21 protein-coding genes and 1 tRNA gene are annotated in these 20,374 nt (G+C 71.1%); 10 read left to right on the forward strand and 12 right to left on the reverse strand.

What is annotated here, in order from left to right; all coding sequences use genetic code 11:
* Positions 1-698: 698 nt before the first annotated feature.
* Both DEJ19_RS05460 and DEJ19_RS05465 read right to left on the reverse strand, forming a co-directional pair.
* On the reverse strand, positions 699-1,940 hold the full coding sequence (locus DEJ19_RS05460) for an MFS transporter (protein ID WP_111234162.1): 1,242 nt from the start codon (positions 1,938-1,940) through the stop codon (positions 699-701).
* The gene (locus tag DEJ19_RS05465) at positions 1,937-2,386 is read right to left on the reverse strand and encodes a MarR family winged helix-turn-helix transcriptional regulator (protein WP_111024208.1); all 450 of its coding nucleotides are present in this window, start codon (positions 2,384-2,386) and stop codon (positions 1,937-1,939) included. Before DEJ19_RS05465 ends, DEJ19_RS05460 begins: the two co-directional genes overlap by 4 nt.
* Before the next feature lie 83 nt (positions 2,387-2,469).
* On the opposite strand from DEJ19_RS05465, the gene DEJ19_RS05470 reads away from it, so the two are divergent.
* Together DEJ19_RS05470 and DEJ19_RS05475 are read left to right on the forward strand one after the other, a co-directional pair.
* Positions 2,470-2,760, forward strand: a complete 291-nt coding sequence (locus DEJ19_RS05470) for a hypothetical protein (RefSeq protein ID WP_071405508.1) — start codon at positions 2,470-2,472, stop codon at positions 2,758-2,760.
* Positions 2,761-2,789: 29 nt separating this feature from the next.
* Positions 2,790-3,050: a thioredoxin family protein gene (locus DEJ19_RS05475; RefSeq protein WP_027464648.1), complete on the forward strand. Its 261-nt coding sequence runs from the start codon at positions 2,790-2,792 to the stop codon at positions 3,048-3,050.
* On the opposite strand, the gene DEJ19_RS05480 is transcribed toward DEJ19_RS05475, so the two are convergent.
* From DEJ19_RS05480 to DEJ19_RS05490, 3 genes are all read right to left on the reverse strand, one after another.
* The gene (locus DEJ19_RS05480; RefSeq protein ID WP_146250726.1) at positions 2,994-4,577 is read right to left on the reverse strand and encodes a DUF6716 putative glycosyltransferase; all 1,584 of its coding nucleotides are present in this window, start codon (positions 4,575-4,577) and stop codon (positions 2,994-2,996) included. The genes DEJ19_RS05475 and DEJ19_RS05480 overlap by 57 nt on opposite strands.
* Positions 4,578-4,644: 67 nt before the next feature.
* Positions 4,645-5,517 carry an N-acetylneuraminate synthase family protein gene (locus tag DEJ19_RS05485; RefSeq protein WP_071405510.1) on the reverse strand — a complete coding sequence of 291 codons (873 nt, stop codon included), beginning with the start codon at positions 5,515-5,517 and terminating at the stop codon, positions 4,645-4,647.
* On the reverse strand, positions 5,514-6,305 hold the full coding sequence (locus DEJ19_RS05490) for an acylneuraminate cytidylyltransferase family protein (RefSeq protein WP_111100855.1): 792 nt from the start codon (positions 6,303-6,305) through the stop codon (positions 5,514-5,516). The genes DEJ19_RS05485 and DEJ19_RS05490 overlap by 4 nt, the downstream gene beginning before the upstream one ends.
* Positions 6,306-6,457: 152 nt before the next feature.
* Between DEJ19_RS05490 and DEJ19_RS05495 the strand changes: the two genes are divergently transcribed.
* Positions 6,458-6,530: transfer RNA gene (locus tag DEJ19_RS05495), tRNA-Arg, on the forward strand.
* 61 nt (positions 6,531-6,591) lie between these two features.
* Here DEJ19_RS05495 and DEJ19_RS05500 read toward each other — a convergent pair.
* A complete protein-coding gene (locus DEJ19_RS05500; protein WP_111234164.1) occupies positions 6,592-7,929 on the reverse strand; it encodes a hypothetical protein in 1,338 nt (445 codons plus the stop codon).
* Positions 7,930-8,018: 89 nt separating this feature from the next.
* The gene (locus DEJ19_RS05505) at positions 8,019-8,285 is read right to left on the reverse strand and encodes a hypothetical protein (protein WP_017886047.1); all 267 of its coding nucleotides are present in this window, start codon (positions 8,283-8,285) and stop codon (positions 8,019-8,021) included.
* 150 nt (positions 8,286-8,435) lie between these two features.
* Here DEJ19_RS05505 and msrA point away from each other — a divergent pair, with 150 nt between their 5' ends.
* The 3 genes from msrA to DEJ19_RS05520 all read left to right on the forward strand — a co-directional run bounded on the left by msrA (position 8,436) and on the right by DEJ19_RS05520 (position 10,013).
* On the forward strand, positions 8,436-8,963 hold the full coding sequence (msrA, locus tag DEJ19_RS05510) for a peptide-methionine (S)-S-oxide reductase MsrA (protein WP_071405513.1): 528 nt from the start codon (positions 8,436-8,438) through the stop codon (positions 8,961-8,963).
* Positions 8,964-9,000: 37 nt separating this feature from the next.
* The gene (locus tag DEJ19_RS05515) at positions 9,001-9,204 is read left to right on the forward strand and encodes a hypothetical protein (protein WP_027464651.1); all 204 of its coding nucleotides are present in this window, start codon (positions 9,001-9,003) and stop codon (positions 9,202-9,204) included.
* 119 nt (positions 9,205-9,323) lie between these two features.
* The gene (locus tag DEJ19_RS05520) at positions 9,324-10,013 is read left to right on the forward strand and encodes a single-stranded DNA-binding protein (RefSeq protein WP_111095460.1); all 690 of its coding nucleotides are present in this window, start codon (positions 9,324-9,326) and stop codon (positions 10,011-10,013) included.
* A 72-nt stretch (positions 10,014-10,085) separates the two neighbouring features.
* Here DEJ19_RS05520 and DEJ19_RS05525 read toward each other — a convergent pair whose 3' ends face one another.
* The gene (locus DEJ19_RS05525; protein ID WP_111033444.1) at positions 10,086-10,823 is read right to left on the reverse strand and encodes a hypothetical protein; all 738 of its coding nucleotides are present in this window, start codon (positions 10,821-10,823) and stop codon (positions 10,086-10,088) included.
* Between the two features lie 189 nt (positions 10,824-11,012).
* Between DEJ19_RS05525 and ettA the strand changes: the two genes are divergently transcribed.
* Together ettA and DEJ19_RS05535 are read left to right on the forward strand one after the other, a co-directional pair.
* Entirely contained in the window at positions 11,013-12,698 is a 1,686-nt protein-coding gene (gene ettA / locus DEJ19_RS05530; RefSeq protein ID WP_071405516.1) for an energy-dependent translational throttle protein EttA, read from the forward strand.
* Positions 12,699-12,730: 32 nt separating this feature from the next.
* Positions 12,731-13,183, forward strand: a complete 453-nt coding sequence (locus tag DEJ19_RS05535; RefSeq protein WP_071405517.1) for an acyl-CoA thioesterase — start codon at positions 12,731-12,733, stop codon at positions 13,181-13,183.
* On the opposite strand, the gene DEJ19_RS05540 is transcribed toward DEJ19_RS05535, so the two are convergent.
* Positions 13,170-14,033, reverse strand: a complete 864-nt coding sequence (locus DEJ19_RS05540; protein ID WP_111030580.1) for an acyl-CoA thioesterase — start codon at positions 14,031-14,033, stop codon at positions 13,170-13,172. The genes DEJ19_RS05535 and DEJ19_RS05540 overlap by 14 nt on opposite strands.
* Positions 14,034-14,124: 91 nt before the next feature.
* Here DEJ19_RS05540 and DEJ19_RS05545 point away from each other — a divergent pair, with 91 nt between their 5' ends.
* On the forward strand, positions 14,125-14,826 hold the full coding sequence (locus DEJ19_RS05545; protein WP_071405518.1) for a DUF8185 domain-containing protein: 702 nt from the start codon (positions 14,125-14,127) through the stop codon (positions 14,824-14,826).
* 76 nt (positions 14,827-14,902) lie between these two features.
* A complete protein-coding gene (locus DEJ19_RS05550) occupies positions 14,903-15,745 on the forward strand; it encodes an NAD-dependent epimerase/dehydratase family protein (protein WP_111234165.1) in 843 nt (280 codons plus the stop codon).
* A gap of 218 nt (positions 15,746-15,963) precedes the next feature.
* Here DEJ19_RS05550 and DEJ19_RS05555 read toward each other — a convergent pair whose 3' ends face one another.
* From DEJ19_RS05555 to pepN, 3 genes are all read right to left on the reverse strand, one after another.
* On the reverse strand, positions 15,964-16,425 hold the full coding sequence (locus DEJ19_RS05555; RefSeq protein WP_258377486.1) for a globin: 462 nt from the start codon (positions 16,423-16,425) through the stop codon (positions 15,964-15,966).
* Between the two features lie 56 nt (positions 16,426-16,481).
* Positions 16,482-17,549, reverse strand: coding sequence for a mechanosensitive ion channel family protein (locus DEJ19_RS05560; protein ID WP_111234166.1), 1,068 nt, complete (start codon positions 17,547-17,549; stop codon positions 16,482-16,484).
* Positions 17,550-17,622: 73 nt separating this feature from the next.
* Positions 17,623-20,202: an aminopeptidase N gene (pepN, locus tag DEJ19_RS05565; RefSeq protein ID WP_111234167.1), complete on the reverse strand. Its 2,580-nt coding sequence runs from the start codon at positions 20,200-20,202 to the stop codon at positions 17,623-17,625.
* Positions 20,203-20,374: the final 172 nt, after the last annotated feature.

Here is a 20,374-nt window from a genome sequence, read left to right on the forward strand (position 1 = left end):
GCCCGTTCCGCGAGCGGGCGAAATGCCGCGGTCGCCCTGCGGAGGCACCCGGACGTTCCGCCCGCTCGTCCGGGACGCGAGCCGCATGCGGTGCAGGCGACCGCCAGGAGGCCCGTGGCGACCCCGGCAGGCCGCCCCGCGCCTCCAGGCGGTCGCCCTTCACCCCGCCTGCCGCGCCGATCCCGCCCGCTCCCGCCTCCTCACCACGAGCGGGCGAAATGCCGCGGTCGCCCTGCGGACGGACCGCGGTATTCCGCCCGCTCGCCGACGGCGCCTTGCGGTCGTGGCTCCGCCCGCCCGCGTCCAGCCGAGCGGGCGAAATGCCGCGGTTGCCCTGCGGGCGCACCCGGATGTTTCGCCCGCTCGTCCGCGACGCGAGCCGCATGCAGTGCAGGCGACCGCCTGGAGGCCCGTGGTGACCCCGGCAGGCCGCCCCGCGCCTCCAGGCGGTCGCTCTCTACCCCGCCTGCCGCACGGTTCTGGCCAGCCCCGCGCGAGCGGGCGAAATGCCGGGGTCCCTCTGCGGTCGAGGCCGGGCATTTCGCCCGCTCGCGGGTGGAGCGTGCAACAGGGGGCGAGCGAGCCCCCGCGCGGACGCACGAACGGGCGAAATGCCGGGGTGCCCACGGGGGACACTCCGGCATTTCGCCCGTTCGTGGAGAAGTGGGGAAGGGGGAAGGCCCCCCGCACCCCGGCGGCTAGGCCATTTCGCCGGCGGTGATGGCCTCGGCCTCGATGCGCTCCGGCTCGGGACCGTCGTCGACGCGGCGCAGGACCCTGGTGGTGCAGAGGATCACGACGAAGGCGACCGCGACGGATGCACCCGCGAAGACGTAGGCGGCCGAGGGGGAGTACGCGTCGGCGAGCAGGGTCGCGACGGGCGGGGCGATGGCGCCGCCGATGAAGCGGACGGCGGAGTAGGCGCTCGAAGCGACGGAGCGGGGGAGGTCGGTGGCCTCCATGACGCACTCGGTGAGCACGGTGTTCAGGACGCCGAGCACGAGGCCACCGATGACGACGCAGATGATCAGCCCGACCTGGGAGCGCACGACGAGGGCCGCGGCGAACAGGTCGAGCGCGAGCAGGGGCAGCGCGACCTTCAGCACGGTGGTGCGACGCATGCGGGCGGTGAGCATCGGGGCGACCCACACCGAGGTGATCGCGAGACCGACACCCCAGCCGAAGAACGTGAACCCGATGCCGAGCGCGCCGAAGCCGAGCGGGAACGGCGTGTACGCCAGCAGGACGAAGAAGCCGATGTTGTAGAACAGCGCGGTCGCGGCGAGGGCGGCGAGTGCCGGACGGGTCAGGGCGCGGAAGGGTGCGGAGAGCTTCGTCGGCGTGGGCTTCTCGAGGCTGCCGGTCTTCAGCAGGGCGACGATGGCGATGAACGCGACGGCCATCAGGGTCGTGACGCCGAAGAACGGGCCGCGCCAGCTCACCGAGCCGAGCAGGCCTCCGACCAGGGGACCGACGGCGATGCCGAGGCCGAGCGCTGCCTCGTACAGGATGATCGCCGAGGCGGTGCCGCCCGACGCTGCCCCGACGATGGTCGCGAGCGCGGTGGAGATGAAGAGCGCGTTGCCGAGGCCCCAGCCGGCACGGAAGTCGATGATGCTCCACACGCTGTTCGACGTCGCCGCGAGCACCGAGAAGAGCACGATCAGGGCGAGTCCGATGAGCAGGGTGCGCTTCGCGCCGATGCGGCTGGAGACCCAGCTGGTGAAGAACATCGCGACCCCGGTGACGGCGAGGTAGCTCGTGAAGAGCAGTTCGGTCTGCGCGGGGGTCGCCTTGAGGGACGCCGCGATCGCCGGGAGGATCGGGTCGACGAGCCCGATGCCCATGAACGCGACGACGCAGGCGAAGGCGATCGCCCAGACCGCGGACGACTGCTTGAGGATGGAGCCGGACTGGCCGGCGGGTGCGTGGGCGTTCACGCGGGGATCTCCGTTCCGTTGGGGGTTGTCCGGGTGCGCTGGGCGATCAGGTTCGCCGCGTGGTGCAGGACGTCCCAGTCGTCGTCGGTCAGGTCGGCGAACAACGGACCGACCGTGCTGGTGAGGGTGGAACGCCAGGAAGCGAGCCGTTCGCGTCCGGCCTCGGTGAGTTCGATGAGCTGCCCGCGGGAGTCGTCCGGGTCGACGCTGCGGCTGACCAGGCCGTCGGCGAGCATGCCGGCGACGAGTCGCGTCATGGTGGGCTGCGCCACACGGGAGGCGGTGGCCAGTTCACCGAGTCGCAGGGGTTCGTCGGTCTCGAGGATGCCGAGCGTGCGCCAGACCGCGGTGGACGTGGTGTTGCCCGTCGACTGGACGGCGCTGCGGATCAGGCGGTTGACGGAGACGAGGAGGGTCTCGATCGTCTGCTCACGCGGTGTTTCCATAGCTGAACTATATAGCCGTGCTATGAATAGCGCAACGACGGGCTGGACAGACTGCACCAGCCGCCGCCTGGTAGAAGGGAGGCATGAGCGACATCACCATCCACGAAGGCGACGAGTACACCGCGATCTTCCACGGCGGCCCCTTCGACGGCACGACCGACACCCGCACCGCCACGAGCGACGCGCTGGACGACGAGGTCACGGTGTTCGCCGACGTCGAGGGCCTGCAGACGGCCTTCACCTACCGCGCCACCAAGTCCCGCCAGGTCCTCGACCAGATCTCGGTCGAGTTCACCTACGAGCCCGGCGAGTCCGACCCGGTCGACGACCTGCAGGACCGCGGCGACCGCAGCGGCGAGTTCGACCGGGAGTAGAACCCCCACCCGCCGCGTTGCAGGACCACATGCAGCTCGACCTCTGGACGTCCGCCTTCTGTGCGCCGTGCGCCGCCGCCCGCCGGGTGTCGGCCGAGGCCTCGGCGCTCGTCCCCGGGCTCACCGTGACCGAACGCGACGTGGCGGCACACCCCGACGACGCGGAAGACCTCGGTATCCGGTCCACGCCCACGATCATCGTGCGGCAGGACGACGGCACCGAGGTCTTCCGTTCACCCGGCGTCCCGACCCGTGACCAACTCCTGCTCGCGGTGGCCAAGGCGCTCTGAACGAGCCGCCGCCGCGGCCGGCGCAGCCGCCGCCGCAGCCGTCCCAGCGGTGGCCCCCGGCGCGGGCACAGCGGCCCGCGCCCCCGCACGCTGCGACGTCGGCGCCGCCACCACCACGGGTTCCGGCGGATCGACCAGTGCCCGCACGCGTCGTGCCAGACGCTTCGCGCCCCGGATCGGCGCCCCGATTCCCAGTGCCACCAGTCCGAGCGGGCTGCGATCGGCCCCACCGAGGGCGTTCTTCCGCTCCCACGCACGGCGCAGCACCCCACCGCGACTCCGCCGTGCCGGTGCCCGATCCACCAACGTGCCGGCGTCCCGTCGGGCCATCAGCTCCACGAGCCGGTGCTGCCAGTCGTCCTCCGAGGCCGGGTGGAAGTAGTTGTCCCGCATCCACTCCGGCCGGACGACGCCGAACCGTCCGTCGACCAGGTCGACGGCGTCACCCTCGAGGCCGCTCCCCACGAACACCTCGTTGATCAGGTGCCGGCCGATCCCGAAGTCGGTCAGCGTGAGCGCGGGCACGCCTCGCGCCGCCGCCTCGAGCACCGCGGTCGAGCTGATCGTCACGAGCGCCACCGCACGGTCGAGGTGCTCAGCCATCGGCCCGCTCTCCACCACGAGGTTGGTCGGCGCGTCCGCGGGCACCAGGTCCGGGTACGGGTGCTCCTCGCGGTGTGTCTGGTGCTCGCCGGCCGCAGCGCGCGTCTTGATGACGACGCGCCACTCCGGGTGCGCCCGCGCCGTCTCGACGAGCCACCGCACGACGAGTGCCCGGTCGGCCCGCTCGAACGGCACACTCGGCTGCGCAGCGAAGACGACGGAGTCACGGCCCGTCGAGTCCGCACCATCGCTTGCGCCGGCACCGCTGGTCGCGCCGGCACCCCGCGCGAAGGGCAGCGTGGCGAGCGCGAAGTGCGGCTCGACGCCGCCCTGGCGCGCCATCTCCTCGTACGCGCGGACCTCACGGTGGCTGTGCAGCACGAACAGGTCGGCCCGGGCGCGGAAGAAGATGCCCTTCCACTTCGACGGGAACGAGATCCCCGGCAGCCCCGAGACCAGCACCGGCCGGTCCGGGATCCGCCGGTGCACCTCGTCGATCACGAGCTCGGCCACCGGTCCGATCAACGACACCAGGACGGCGTCCGGCGGGTCCTGTCGGAGCTCCTCGACGACGGCGTCGACGTCCTTCGGCGCGGGCGGTTCGCGGTGCAGGTGGGCGAGGCGCCGGTCCAGCCCGCGGAACGCCGACCGCAGCTGCTTCGGGCTCGCCGACCGCGGGGTCGCCACGGTGCGCAGCTCCAGGTCCCAGTCCGCCGGGGCGCTCGCCAGCAGGTGGGCGCCCCACTTCGCGAACGAGTCGGTGTCGACCAGGCCGACCACGCGTCGGACGCGTGGTGACGCGTCGGACGGGAGGCGCGCCTCCAGTCCGACTGTCGACCCGCTGCCGTCAGCCGGCGCTTCCAAGGCGCGGGTCCCGTCGACCGGGCCGGTCACGTGTGCGCCGCCCACGCCCGCTCCGCTCACGCGCCGACGCGACGCAGCTTCGCGAGCGGTGCCTGCTCGCCGGCGGTCGGATGGGGACTGCATCCGCTCACGCGCCGACGCGACGCAGCTTCGCGAGCGGTGCCTGCTCGCCGGGGAAGATCCTCTTGACGCCGTCGCCGAGGGCGGTTTCGATGATGCGGATGTCGCGGGCGAGCGTCTTCAGGCCGTGCGGCTCGAGCGATGCCGCGTGGTCGGAGCCCCACATCGTGCGGTCGAGCGTGATGTGGCGCTCGACGGCCGTGGCGCCGAGGGCGACCGCGGCGATGGAGATCTGCAACCCGGGCTCGTGGCCGGAGTAGCCGACGGGGACGCCCGCGTAACGGTGGGCGAGGGTGTCGATCATGCGGAGGTTCGCCTCCTCGGCCGGCAGCGGGTAGGTCGACGTCGCGTGCATGAGGACGAGGCGGTCGGTGCCGAGGGCCTCGACGGCGGCGTCGATCTGCTCGAGCGTGGACATGCCGGTCGACAGGATGACGGGCTTGCCGGTCGCGGCGACGGCGGCGAGCATGCCGAGGTCGGTGACGGACGCCGAGGCGATCTTGTAGGCAACGACGTTGAGGTCCTCGAGGAAGTCGACCGACGGCTCGTCCCACGGCGACGCGAACCAGTCGAGCCCGCGGAGGGTCGCGTGGTCACCGATCTCGATGTACTGGTCGCGGTCGAACTCGACTCGGTAGCGGTACTCCAGGTAGGTCATGTCGCCCCACGGGGTGCTGCGCGGGGTGTTCTTCATGTGCTCCGGCGTGGAGATCGCGGGGGTGCGCTTCTGGAACTTCACGGCCTGCAGGCCCGCGTCGGCAGCGACGTCGATGAGCTGCTTCGCGATGTCGACGTCGCCGTTGTGGTTGAGGCCGATCTCGCCGATGAGGTACGCGGGGTGGCCCGCGCCGATCGTGGACGTACCGATGGTGACGGTCATGGTGCTCCGTTCGGTGCGGGGGTGGCCCGCGTCGGGGATGGGTCTCGGGTCGTGGTGGGTGCTGGGGCCGGGTCGCCGACGCGTGCGTCGGTCAGCGCGCCGGGCGCGCCCGGCGCTTCGGCGAGGGCTTCGGCGAGGGCCAGGTCGGCCTCGTCGTCGATGTCGATCGCGCCGGCGCCGTCGACGACGGCCAGCTCGACGCGGCCGTGGAACCGGTGCCGGTTCTCGAGGAACCCCGCCGTCCGCATCACGTAGAAGGCGCCGGTCTCGCGGTACTCGGGCTCGCGGTCCTGCCGGCGGGGCCTGGTCGCAGCGTCGTGGTTCACCGCGACCGCGGTGCCGTCCGGGGCGGTCCGCCACAGGAACGCGTGCGACGGCGTGGCGGCGAACACTGCGTCGGCGTGCCCGTCGATCACACGCGCGACGGCGGCGTCGAGGTCGGCCGGGTCGATGAACGGCGAAGTCGCCTGCAGGAAGACGAGGACCTCGGGCAACGGGGTGCTGATCGCGTCGAGGACGTGCAGCAGGGCGGACTCCGAGGACGCCTCGTCACCGGCGAGCTCGGCCGGACGGCGGACCACGGCGGCACCGGCGGCGACCGCCTCGGCAGCGATGGCGTCACCGTCGGTCGTGACGACGACCTCGTCGATGCGCGTGGCACGTCGTGCCGACTCGACCGCCCGACGGACCAGCGAACGGCCCGCGACCGTGCGGAGGTTCTTGCCGGGGATCCCCTTCGACCCGGCACGTGCGGGCACGACGGCGAGGACGGAACCGGTGGTGCGCATGCTCCGGACGCTACGAAGCGCGGGTGTCGCGGAGGGGAACGGGCGGCAGACGGCGGCCGACCGTTGGGCGACCGCCGGGTCCTGTCACGGCGACGCGGCGGGGCGCGCATCGAGCGTCCGGTGGCCGCTCGCCGCTACAATCGACGCTGCTCGCCTCCGTAGCTCAGTGGATAGAGCAGGTGGTTTCTACCCACCGTGCCGCGGGTTCGATTCCTGCCGGGGGCGCCGAAGACGAACAGGGCCGCCATCCTCTCCGGATGGCGGCCCTGTTCTCGTCGTGGGGTGGTTACTCGTCGTCGTCCGCGGCGCGGCGTCGGAGTTCGGCGGCGCTGATCGGCTGCGTGTACGGCGCCTCCGACGTCTCGTTCGCGTCCGCGGGCTCGGCGGGGGCCTGGTTCAGACGCGTCGGGACGGACGTGGTGTTCGTCGCGCCGGGGGAGTCGACCCGGGGTGCCGATGCGGGCGGGACGTCGTTCGCGGGCGCCCGGTTGACGTGGGCGTCGGCCGCGGTGGGCGTCGCGACGGGGCGGTCGGACGAGGACGGACGGTCGTTCCGCGGAGCGCGGTCGGAGTCACCGAAGGCGCGGGTGGCGCTGGCGTCGCCGGACGCGCGAGTGGCGCTCGCATCGCCGAAGGCCCGCGTGGCGCGGTCGTCGTCCACGACCTCGGTGTCGTCCGTGCCGCGGCCCTGGACGGAGCGGGCGGGCGAAGTCGGGGTGCCGAGCGCTGGACGGACCGGGGGTGCAGCCTCGTCGTCGTCGCCGTAGACGCGGGTGGTGTTGTCACCGAAGGAGCGCGTGGCGTTCTGGTCGGCGCTGCCGCGGTTCGGGTTCGTGGCGGCACCACGGTTCACGGAGAATGACGGGGTCGACCCGCCGGCGGCCCCGGCAGACGCAGCGGGCGCGGCAGCACCGGCTGCGGCAGCGGCAGCGGTCGGCGCCGGAGGGGTCGAGGGTGCGGACGCGGGGCGCTGCGCCGGACGCAGCGAGGTCGTCGTCGGGGTGGGACGCTCGACGGGAGCAGCCGCAGACGCAGCCGGAGCCGTTGCCGGAGCCTGCGCGCGCGGGGGCTCGGCCTGGTCGGCGTTCCAGTCCTGCTGGCGCTTGATCAGGTCGGCGTCGGGGTCCGGGGACTCGAACTTCCAGCGCTCGAGGTCGGCCTTGAAGAGCTTGCGCGCACGGCTCGGTCGCGCCTGCCAGTCGAGCAGGCGGTCACGGAACTCGGCGAGGGACTGGTCGGCCTGGAAGCTGAACGTCGACGAGTTCTTCTTGATGTCGGCGATCTCGTGTTGGGCCCAGTTGGCGGCCAGCGGCGCACCCTGCACGGGGAGCAGGCGCAGCCGGATGTCGGCGTCCTCGGCGAGGTGGTCCGCGTACGCACGCTCGTCGTGTCCGAGCGATCCCCACGCCGCTGCCTTGCGCGCAGCCGTCAGGATCGCGGCGACGGCCGCGTTCTTCGATTCCCGCTCCTGGAGCGCCACGACCCGCTTGGTCGCGCTGCGCCCGATGAGCGCCGCGATGACGCCCGCCACGACGATGGCGACGAAGGGGATCACAGCGCCCGAGAGCACCCGCCAACCCGTGTCGGACGAAGTCCAGTCGGTCAGGTCGTTCCACCAGTCCATGCGCGCACGATACCCACGGAACGGTCAGGCATCGGGGAGGCCGGACGGCGTTCCGTGCATCCCGGTGCAGATGATTCCAATGTGGAACATCATGACCAGCGCAGGGTGTCCACGGCGTCGTCGGCGGACCACACGCTCGGCAGCTCGACGAACCGGCGCTCGGTCGCGACGTACCGGCGGGCACGGTAGGCGGTGTCACCGGCGACGTCGATGCGGTCGACGTACCCGACGATCTCTCCGTTGGCCCGGGTGACCCGGCTCAGGTCGTCGCGGACGTCGAGGATGCGGTAGTCGCCCCGGGCGCGGGCCAGCGGGACGGTGCGGATCCGCAGTGCGGGTTCGGTGATGGTCTGCATCGCTGGCCTCCTGGTCGGTGTGGTGCCGACGCTACGGGGGACCACCGACACGCCGAGGGGCAACGTCCGATCTGGGGAACAGGGTCTCCGCGCACACTGTTGTGGAGGAACGACGGGGCTGCACGGGCAGCCCGGAGAGAGGTTGTGCCCATGACCACGTTCGTGCTCGCAGGTGGATGTTTCTGGTGTCTCGACGCCGTGTACCGCACGCTCCAGGGTGTGCAGGACGTGGTGTCCGGCTACGTCGGCGGACAGGTCGAGGAGCCCTCGTACGAACTGGTGTGCACCGGGACGACGGGGCACGCCGAGGCGGTCGCGGTGACGTTCGACGAGTCGGTGATCCCGGCCGACGTGATCCTCGACGTCTTCTTCACGCTGCACGACCCCCGGCAGCTGAACCGCCAGGGGGCCGACGTCGGCACGCAGTACCGCTCCGCGATGTTCCCGGCCGACGACACGCAGCGCGAGCTGTTCGAGCGCGCGATCGAGCGGGCGTCGGACATCTGGGACGGCGGGATCGTCACCACCATCGAGCCGCTCTCGACGTTCTACACGGCAGAGGAGTACCACCAGGACTTCTTCGCGAAGAACCCCGGACAGGGCTACTGCCTCGCAGTCGCGCTGCCCAAGGTGAACAAGGTGCGGAAGGCCTACAGTCAGTACATCCTGGCGTCCTGACCCCGGGGCGGCAGGGCCACAAGGAGGTGGTTCGAACATGACGGACAACACGGGAACCTGGGTCGCGATCGGTCCGGCCGGAGCGGTGGGCAGCATCCACCGCGCGGCGGACGGGTTCCAGGTCGAGCTCTACGGGCGACGACGGGCGGGCGGGCCGTACCCGTCCCTCGAGTCCGCGAAGGGCGCGGTCCACGCCGCGCTCGGACCGTTGGCCGCCCGGCCCGAGTTCCGAGCGCACTGACCGGGTCCGGACAGGAGGCCCGGGGGACTCGTCCTCCACAGGTCGCCTGATCGGGTCCACACGCCACAGATCGAGCCCGGGGTCGCTGACGCGGCCCCGGGCTCCGTGACGATCGACGCATGAACGACATCATCACCGTCTGCGGAATCGTCGCCACCGAGCCCCGGCACCTCGTCACCGAGACCGGCATCGCCATCACGAGTCTCCGACTCGCCTCACCCTCTCGCCGCTGGGACCGGGCCACCGCCGCCTGGGTCAACGGCGCCACCAACTGGTACACCGTCACGGCGTTCCGGTCGCTCGCGTCGAACGTGTACAAGTCGCTGAAGAAGGGCGACCGGATCGTCGTCGCCGGCCGGGTCCGCATCCGCACGTGGGAACGCGACGGTCGCGGCGGGACCTCGGTCGAGATCGACGCCGACGGCATCGGCCACGACCTGGCGTGGGGGATCAGCAACTGGCTGCGGGTGCCGCGGCAGGTCGGCGACGGCGCCTCGGGGCAGGGTGGTCTGCGCGGGGTGGACCCCCGCACCGGCGAGGTCCGCGACCCCGTGGGGCACGGCGCCGCTCACGGCTCCGACCACGGGGCGGAGCCGGACGGTCCGCACGACCACGCACCGGCGACCGAGCACGGTCCGGACGGTGACGGTGACGGTGACGGCGACGTCGACGGGGTGCACGGGGCACCGCCGCCCGGCGACGGCGAGGAGCCCGCGGGGCCGTCCGAGCACGTCCTCGAACAGGACGCCGCCCCCTGGGACCCCGCGCCGCCCCTCGACGACGACGCCCACGACGCCGAAGCGGCCTGACCCGCACGCCGACCGGAGTCGGGGTGCGGGTCAGGCCGCCGGGGACGCGTGCGGTTCACCGCGTCGCGTCGGTCACCACTTCTGGGCGATCATCCCGATGCCGGAGACCTGGGCGGTGTCCCAGTTGCCGCCCCGGGGCAGCCCGGTCACGCGGCCGTCGATCTTGAAGCTGGCGCCCTGCACCCGCGGGCTGTTCGTCTGCTTCGCCTTCAGTCCGTGGAACGAGAAGCTCGTGTCCCACTTGCCGTTCAGGCCGGTGTTCGACTTGCGGTCGCCGACCGTGATGCGGGTGTTCTGCACCGTCGAGTGCACGACGTCACCGTTCAGGCGGGCGTTGGCCTCGGCGTTGAAGAACAGGCGACCGTCGAGGTTGAGCTTGAGGGTGCCGATCGTCTTGTGGTTCACGATCATCGTCGCGACGTCGTTCTTGTACCAGCGCATGCCGATGGGGGTGAGCTTGTTGGTGGCCAGGCCCAGGTAGCCGTAGGTGAACTTGCCGTTCTGCACGCGCTCCCAGATGTAACGCGGCTTGCCCTTGCTCTGCGGGGAGCCCTTGTCCGACTGGATCCCGAACGAGTACGCGTTGTTGTGGGCGTCGTGCACGTTGATGTACGACGAGTAGCCGGTGCCCGTGCCGTTGGCACTGATGCTCGCCGTGTACAGCAGGTACGGGCTGCCCTTCGGCACGGCACCGGCGGCCGATGCCGGCGACACCGGGGCGATGAGCGCGACGGTGAGTGCGATCGCTCCGACGAAGGGGAGTGCGAGGCGGCGGAGCCGCGACGGGGTCGTGGTCGTGTGCGTGGTCATGGTCCTCGTCCTGTCCGTGGTCCTGATCCTGGTCCTCGTCGTGGTGGGCGACGGGCCCGAGGTAGCGGGGTGAGGCCAAGCTACGTCGTCCGTGCCACGAACAACAGGCCTGTTCGTACAGGTGCGGGAAGCGGCGATCCGGCGTCGGGCGAGCGGTGCTCCGGCGGTGTCACTACACTTGGGGCCGATATGGCTGAGTACATCTACCAGATGGTCCGCGCCCGCAAGGCGGTCGGCGACAAGCTGATCCTCGACGACGTCACGATGTCGTTCCTCCCCGGTGCCAAGATCGGCGTCGTCGGACCGAACGGTGCTGGCAAGTCGACGATCCTGAAGATCATGGCGGGTCTCGACCAGCCGTCCAACGGCGAGGCGAAGCTCACGCCGGGCTTCAGCGTCGGCATCCTCATGCAGGAGCCGGAGCTCGACGAGAGCAAGACCGTGCTCGAGAACGTGCAGGAAGGCGTGGGCGAGATCCACGGCAAGCTCGCACGCTTCAACGAGATCTCGGCGCTCATGGCCGAGCCGGACGCCGACTTCGACGCGCTCCTGGCCGAGATGGGCACCCTGCAGGAGGACATCGACGCCGCCGACGCGTGGGACCTCGACTCCCAGCTCGAGCAGGCCATGGCCGCGCTGCAGTGCCCCCCGGGGGACGAACTCGTCACCCACCTGTCCGGTGGTGAGAAGCGCCGCGTCGCGCTCTGCAAGCTGCTGCTCCAGAAGCCCGACCTGCTCCTCCTCGACGAGCCCACCAACCACCTCGACGCCGAGAGCGTGCTCTGGCTCGAGCAGCACCTGCAGCAGTACCACGGTGCCGTCCTCGCCGTGACCCACGACCGGTACTTCCTGGACCACGTCGCCCAGTGGATCGCCGAGGTCGACCGCGGCCGCCTGTACCCGTACGAGGGCAACTACTCGACCTACCTCGAGAAGAAGCGTGCTCGCCTCGAGGTCCAGGGCAAGAAGGACGCCAAGCTCGCGAAGCGCCTGTCGTCCGAGCTCGACTGGGTCCGGAGCAACACCAAGGGTCGCCAGGCGAAGTCGAAGGCCCGTCTCGCCCGGTACGAGGAGATGGTCACCGAGGCCGAGCGCACCCGCAAGCTCGACTTCGAGGAGATCGTGATCCCGGTCGGCCCGCGTCTGGGTTCGCAGGTCATCGACGCCGAGCACCTGCGCAAGCAGTTCGGTGAGCGCGTCATCATCGGCGACCTGTCGTTCACGCTGCCCCGCAACGGCATCGTCGGCGTCATCGGCCCGAACGGTGTCGGCAAGACCACGCTCTTCAAGACGATCGTCGGCCTCGAGCCCCTCGACGGCGGGACGCTGAAGATCGGCGACACCGTCCAGATCTCCTACGTCGATCAGACCCGCGGCGGTATCGACCCGAACAAGAACCTGTGGGAGGTCGTGTCCGACGGACTCGACTACATCCAGGTCGGCAAGACCGAGATCCCGTCCCGCGCCTACGTGTCGCAGTTCGGCTTCAAGGGCCCGGACCAGCAGAAGCGCGCCGGCATCCTGTCCGGTGGTGAGCGCAACCGTCTGAACCTGGCGCTGACGCTCAAGCAGGGCGGCAACCTGCTCCTCCTCGACGAGCCGACCAACGACCTGGACGTCGAGACGCTCGGCAGCCTCGAGAACGCCCTGCTCGAGTACCCCGGTTGCGCCGTGGTCATCACCCACGACCGGTGGTTCCTCGACCGCATCGCCACGCACATCCTGGCGTGGGAGGGTCTCAACGAGGACGGCACGCCGAACTGGTACTGGTTCGAGGGCAACTTCGAGGCCTACGAGGAGAACAAGATCGAGCGCCTCGGTGCCGATGCCGCGAAGCCCGGTCGCGCGACGTACCGCAAGCTCACCCGCGACTGATCCTCGTGGCGAGACTGCACGCTCCCATCCGCATGCGGTGGAGCGACATCGACGCCTACGGTCACGTCAACAACTCCGCGATGCTGCGCCTCCTGGAGGAGGCGCGCATCGTGGGGTTCTGGGGTGCCGATCCCGGTGAGGACCCCGACGGCGACCTGCCCGAGCCGATCATCGACGGCCGGCCGGGTTCCGGCACCATGACGGTGATCGCCGGCCAGCGCCTGGAGTACCTGGCGTCGATCCCGTACCTCCGCCAACCGCTCGACATCCAGATGTGGATCGGGCGGCTCGGGGGCGCGAGCATCGACGTCTCGTACGAGGTCTGGTCACCGGTGGGGCAGCACCCCGCCGTCCTGTACACCCGGGCGACGACGGCACTCGTGATGGTCGACGCGGCGACGAACCGTCCGCGTCGGCTGACCGACACCGAGCGTGCCGCGTGCGAGCGCTACCTCGAGGAACCCGTGCAGTTCAGCCGGCCGTAGGCACCCGCATCATGCCCTCCTGGGCGACGGTGGCCAGCAGCTGACCGTCACGGGAGAACATCCGGCCGAACGCGAGTCCCCGTCCGCCCTGTGCGCTCGGGGACTCCTGCGTGTACAGGATCCACTCGTCGGCGCGACCGTCACGGTGCCACCACATGGCGTGGTCGAGGCTCGCGCTCTTGACCCCCGGGGTGCCCCAGGCGACGCCGTGCCGCCGCATGATCGGCTCGAGGATCGACAGGTCGCTCGCGTACCCGAGCACCGCGCGGTGGAGCGCCGGGTCGTCCGGCAGGTCGCCCTGCACGCGGAACCAGACCGCCTGGTGCGGCACGTGCTCGCCCTGCACGTCGACGAACACCGGGCCCTCGACGTGTCGCAGGTCGATGGACCGCGCGGCCCAGGCACGTGCGACCGGGTGGTCGATCGCGGACAGGATCGACGCGGCCGACGGCAGGGACTCCGGGTCCGGGGTGTCCACCGGGTACGGGTCCTGGTGCTCGATGCCGGTGTCGGGCACCTGGAACGACGCGATCATCGAGAAGATCGGGACACCGCGCTGGTAGGCCTGCACGCGACGGGCCGCGAACGACCGGCCGTCGTGGATGCGCTCGACGCCGAAGGTGATCGGCACGTCGATGTCGCCGGGCCGCAGGAAGTAGCCGTGCATCGAGTGGACGTCGCGTCCCTCGATCGTGCGCTGCGCGGCGACGATGCACTGCGCCAGCACCTGCCCGCCGAACACCCGTCCGCCGGGGGACCAGTGGCTGGCACCGGTCAGGATCGTCTCGCCCGTGCTCGCGCCGGTGTCCTCGAGTCGCAGGGTCCGCAGGAAGTCGGGTTCGCCGTTCACGCTGTGCAGTCTACGAACGGCTGCCCGCCGCCGTCGCAGGTCGTCGCGCTCAGGTGCCGCGGCGTCGACGGCCGGTAGGATCGGGGACGACATGGGCAACTCGTTCACGCTTCCCGACGCCGCCTCACTCGGTGACCTCCGCACGTACCTCGGACGTGCCGCTCGGATCGAGGACGGCTCGGTCCGGCTCATCGCCGACTCCGGCGTCCTGGCCGTCTACACGGCGATCCTCTACCCGCTCGGGCTGCTCGACGAACTGCCGACGGTGCTCGGCCTCCGCACGTTCTCGCTCACCGAGCCGGCGTCGATCGACACCGTGGTCCCGCTGCAGTCGCTCCTCGAACGCCTCCGCCTGCTGGCCGAGGCGCAGGACGCCGAACACGCCGAGGGGGCCGACCCCACGCGGGCCACCCCGATCGAGGTCGAGCTGCCGCACGAGGTGCACACCGTGACGTGGGCAGCCATCTCGCCGCCCCGCGGTGGCTGGGTCCCGCTGCCGGACGTCTCACCGGAACTCCTCCGCCGCGCCACCCGCGACGGCATCGCCGAGGTCGCCGACGCCGTGCCGTCCAACGCGGGCGAGGCAATCGTCCGGCGAATCCGCGCCGAGGTCTGGGGCCGACCGGTTCCCGGCGTCGAGCACCTGCCCGCCGGTGCGGGCTTCGCGGGCGAGAGCCTCGGGTTCCTCGGGCACGACCCGGTCCGCCTGTTCGAGACGGGTCCGTGGAGCCGACTCACGACCTCGCGCGGCCACGTGCTCGTCAAGCGCCGCGCCTGGACCCTGAGCTCCTAACGACGACGACGACCGCGACGCCGCGGTCGACGAGGACGCCGACCACGCCGCCCGGGTGCCGTGGTTGGCTGGCCGCATGCACGTCTTCCTCACCGGTGCGTCCGGGTACATCGGCTCCTCAGTCCTCCGCTCCCTCGTGGCCCACGGCGACGAGGTCACCGCGCTCGTCCGGTCCGACGAGAAGGCCCAGCACGTCCGTGACGCCGGTGGCCGGGCCCTGGTCGGCGACGTCACCGACACCGACGTCGTCGAACGCCTGCTGCACGAGAGCGAGGGCGTCGTCCACACGGCATCGGCTCCGGGCGTCGACCCGGACTTCATCCGCACCGCGATCGGTGCCCTGGCCGGCACACCGAAGCCCTTCGTGCACACCGGCGGGATCTTCACCTTCGGTGACTCGACGGACATCTCCGAGCAGTCGCCGATCGACCCGCCGGCGTTGACCGCCTGGCGCGGACCGAACGAGGCCCTGCTGCGGGGGAGCGACGTGCGGAGCACCATCGTCGCCCCCGGCATCGTGTACGGGCGCGGCGCCGGCATCCCGGCGATCTTCGTCAGCGACGGCGAGCAGCCGGTGCGGCTGGTGGGCGACGGCTCGCAGCGGTGGACGACGGTGCACGTCGACGACCTCGGCGAGCTCTACGTCCTCGCGCTGCACCGCGGCGATCCCGACGGGTACATCGTCGCCGCGACCGGCGACAACCCGACCGTCCGAGCGGTCGCCGAGGCCGGGGCCCACGGTGCACCGGTCGTCGCCGAGAGCGTGGACGCGACCCGCGAACGGCTCGGGCGGGACTACGCCGACGCCCTGCTGCTGCACCAGGAGGCGTCCGGCGCACACGCCCGGTCGGCCTTCGGCTGGCGGCCGTCGCGGCCGTCCCTGGTCGAGGACCTCGCCTCCGGCTCATACGTGCGCTGACCGCGCTGAGACGCGCTGCCCGAAGACGCCGGCGTCCCGCGAACACGAGAACGTGCGGACAGTCGGACGGGAGGCCCGTGGCGGCGCCGCCACGGGCCTCCCGTCCGCCGCTCGCGACGATCACTGCACGCCGGCGTCAGCGGAAGACGCCTCGGGAGCGTCGAGACGCCGCCGGATTCGGCGGCGTCTCGACGACACGACGGCGTGTGCCGCGCGCGTCAGTCGAAGGTGTTCGTCATCGCGTGGGCAGCGCGGTCGAGGTAGCCCCAGAGTTCGGCTTCGTCGAGGGGTGCGAGCTCGAGCGACTCGACCGCCTCGTGCATGTGGTGAAGCCATCGTTCCCGGGCCTCGGACGTGATGCGGAAGGGGTTGTGCCGCATCCGCAGGCGGGGGTGGCCGCGCTGTTCGCTGTAGGTGCCCGGGCCGCCCCAGTACTGCTGCAGGAAGGCGGAGAGGCGCCAGATCGCACCCTCGAGGTCGTCGGCCGGGTACATCGGCCAGATGACCTCGTCCTGCTGCACGCCCTCGTAGAAGCGCCGGACGAGCCGGTCGAATGTCGGTGCGCCGCCGATCCGCTCGTACAGCGACCCGGTGGCCGAGGCGCCGTGCTCCCCGACCCGCAGGGTGATCGGCTGCGCCGGGACGCCGACCGAGCCTGGCATGCCGGGGGAGCCGGGCATGCCGAGCGAGCCGCGTGCTCCGGGCCCGCCCGTGCCGCTCTGGGGTGTGGGGTCGGTCATCGGGGGTCCTTCCCGCTGTCGGGGTCGTCCGTGCGGATCGGCTGTCCGAGGATGTTGCGCTTGGGGCGCCGGGGCTTCGTGGGTGCCGGCGTCGGCTGGGTCCGGACGGTGCGCAGGCCGTTGATCGAGGTCGCGTTCTCCCAGCCCTCGGGCATGATCATCGCCATCGCCGGAAGGGTGATGCCGAGTTCGTCGACGGCGTGCTTCAGGCGGGTGCGGAGCTCCCGGCCGACGACGTCGAGCTCGGACGCCCGGGTCTTCACGACCAGGCGGAAGACCATGCCGGCGTCGGTGATCGACTGCAGGCCCCAGATCTCGGGCTTCTCGACGATCCGCTGCCGCCAGCGGGACTCCTGCGACATCGTGACGGCGGCCTTGAGCAAGGCGTCCTGCACGGCGTCGATGTCGGTGTCGTAGGGCACGGTGATGTCGACGAGCACGCGGGACCAGCCCTGCGACAGGTTGCCGACGCGCAGGATCTGGCCGTTCGGCACGAACCACAGGATCCCGTTCACGTCGCGGATCTGCATGACGCGCAGCCCGACGTTCTCGACGACGCCGGTGGCCTGCCCGGTGTCGACGACGTCACCGACGCCGGCCTGGTCCTCGAGGATCATGAAGATGCCGGACAGCAGGTCCTTCACGATCGACTGGGCACCGACTGCGAGACCGGCTGCGACGAGGGACGCACCACCGACGATGCCGACCGCGGCGTTCGGCAGGACCTGCGGGATGATCACCGCCAGCGCGATGATCACGACGGCGACCGTCGCCAGGTTCTCGAGCACGCTGCCGAGCGTGCGGGTGCGCTGCACGACACGGGCTGCCTGCACCGGCGAGGTGATCAGGGCCTGGGTGTCATCGGCTCCCTGACGCTTCTTCACGCCGGTGACGATGCGGTTGACGATCTGCTTGATCGTGCGCCGCAGGATGAGTCGAATGACGATCGCGACGAGGACGGTCACCACGATGACGATCGGCACCCGCCAGACCGTGACGAAGTCGGTGAAGGAGTTCGACACCCACTTGGACGCGTCGTCGGTCGAAGCAGCGAGGAAGATCATCCGGACGATCGTAAGGGGCGGGGCCTCGGCATCCCTGGAGGAACACCAAGACCCCGCCGGATCAGAGCAGGGGTCAGGCGTCGGCGGCCTGGACCCGGAGCGCGCGCTCGGTGCCCGCGAGGCTCTCGGACACGATGCGGCGCAATGCCGGCGTCTCCGGGTGCTCCTCGAGCCACGCGGCGGCGGCGTCACGGAGCTCGGCCGACGCGAGCGGCGCCGGGTAGAGGCCCGAGACGATCGTGTCCGCCATGTGGTAGCTGCGCTCGGCCCAGATGCGCGTGAGCACCTCGAAGTACTTCGGTACGAGCCCCTCGAGCAGCACCGGGCTGTTCACGTGCTGGAACCCGACCGTGGTCTGGCGCACGATGGCGTTCGGCAGCTCGGACGAGTCGACCAGCGACGAGAACGCCGCCAGCTTGCCCTCGGCCGTGGGGATCGTCGCCCGGGCGCGGGCCGCGGCCTGCTCGCCCGACGCGGTCTTGTCCGCGGCGAGCTCGGCGTCGATCTCGGCGTTGTCCGCGGCACCCGCGAGCACGAGGCCCTCGAGCAGCTCCCAGCGCAGGTCGGTGTCGATCTCGAGGCCCTGCAGCGTGACCGTTCCGTCGCGGAGGCCCTGCAGGGTCGCGACGTGCTCGGGCGTGGACGGGACCTGCGCGAAGAACTTCACGAACTGGAACTGCGCGTCCGAACCGGCCTCGGCCGAGGACGCGAGCTGCCAGAGCGTGTCGCCGACGGTGCGGACCGTGGCCTCGACCGAGCCCGGCGCCACGTAGTTGCGTGCGGTGAGCAGCAGCTGCGAGAGCGTCGTGCGGATGGTCGTCGACTCGGTCTCGGTCGCGATGTTGCCGAGCACGAGGCGGACGTAGTCGCTGGCCGGGGACTCGGCGTCGCGCGTGGCGTCCCACACGGAACTCCAGACGATCGAGCGGGCGAGCGGGTTCGCGATCGACGCGAGGTGCTCGATCGCGGTGCGCCGGGAGTGCTCGTCGAGACGGATCTTGGCGTAGGCCAGGTCGTCGTCGTTCAGCAGCACGAGGTCGCCGCGCTGGACGCCGACGAGCTCGGGCACCTCGGTGCGGGCACCGTCGACGTCGATCTCGACGCGGTGGACCCGCTCGAGCTTGCCGCCGGCGGAGGCCGTGTCGGCGCCGAACGGCGCGGACTCGTCGTTCCGGAAGGCGTACACCCCGATCGCCAGACGGTGCGGGCGCAGCGTCGGGTAGTCGGCGGGGGCTTCCTGCAGGACGGTGAACGACGTGATGACACCGGAGTCGTCGGTCTCGATCTCGGGACGCAGGGTGTTCACGCCCGCGGTCTCGAGCCAGAGCTTCGACCACTCGGTCAGCTCACGGCCGCTCGTCGCCTCGAGCTCGACGAGCAGGTCGCGGAGCTCGGTGTTCGAGTGGTGGTGCTTCTTGAAGTACGCGGAGACACCGGCGAAGAACGCGTCGATGCCGACCCAGGCGACGAGCTGCTTGAGGACCGAGCCGCCCTTCGCGTAGGTGATGCCGTCGAAGTTGACCTGGACGTCCTCGAGGTCGTTGATCGTCGCGACGATCGGGTGCGTCGAGGGGAGCTGGTCCTGGCGGTAGGCCCAGGACTTCTCCATGGCCTGGAACGTGGTCCAGGCCTCGGTCCACTCGGTGGCCTCGGCCGTGGCGATCGTGGAGGCCCACTCGGCGAAGGACTCGTTGAGCCACAGGTCGTTCCACCACTTCATGGTGACCAGGTCGCCGAACCACATGTGGGCGAGCTCGTGCAGGATCGTGACGACCCGGCGCTCCTTGATGGCGTCGGTGACCTTCGACCGGAACACGTAGGTCTCGGTGAAGGTGACCGCGCCGGCGTTCTCCATCGCACCGGCGTTGAACTCCGGCACGAACAGCTGGTCGTACTTGTCGAAGGGGTAGGCGACGTCGAACTTCTCCTCGAAGTACGCGAAGCCCTTCTTCGTGATGTCGAACACGTACTCGGGGTCGAGGTACGAGGCGAGCGACTTGCGCGCGAACACACCGAGCGGGATCGTCCGGCCGTCGCGGCTGGTCAGCTCGTCGCGCACGACCTCGTACGGGCCGGCGACGAGCGCGGTGATGTAGCTCGAGATGCGCGCGGTGGGCGGGAAGGCCCAGGTCGCGACGTCGCCGTCGACGTGCGGCTCCGGGGTGGGGGAGTTCGAGACGACCTGCCACCGCGACGGCGCCGTCACGGTGAAGGAGAACTCGGCCTTCAGGTCGGGCTGCTCGAACACCGCGAACATGCGGCGGGAGTCGGGGACCTCGAACTGGGAGTACAGGTACACCTCGTCGTCCACCGGGTCGACGAAGCGGTGCAGGCCTTCACCGGTGTTCGTGTACAGCGCGTCGCTGACGACCACGAGCTCGTTCTGCTCCTGCAGGTCGTCGAGCTGGATGCGCACGCCGTCGTTGACTGCCGCGACGTCGAGCGCCGTGCCGTTCAGCGTGATCGAGTGCACGGTCTTCGTGATGGCGTCGATGAAGGTCGATGCGCCGGCGGTGGCGGTGAAGCGCACCCGCGTGGTGCTGCCGAAGCTGTCGGCGCCGCGGGTCAGGTCGAGCTCGACGTCGTACGTCTGCACGGCGACGACGGCCGCGCGCTCCTGGGCTTCGATTCGGGTGAGGTTCTCTCCGGGCACGCAACGCTCCATCTTCGCTGGGGACGCGGACGATCGGTGTCCGCGTACGGGGCCCCGGACGGCGTCGTGCGCCGGCGGGACGATGGGTTCCAGCCTAGCGACGCCGCGTACGCTCGGATCGTGACCGAGACGACTGTGGACAACCCGACCGACCCCACCACCGAGCGCACCG

It is taken from the genome of Curtobacterium sp. MCSS17_016, from assembly GCF_003234255.2.
Taxonomy (GTDB): Bacteria; Actinomycetota; Actinomycetes; order Actinomycetales; family Microbacteriaceae; genus Curtobacterium; species Curtobacterium flaccumfaciens.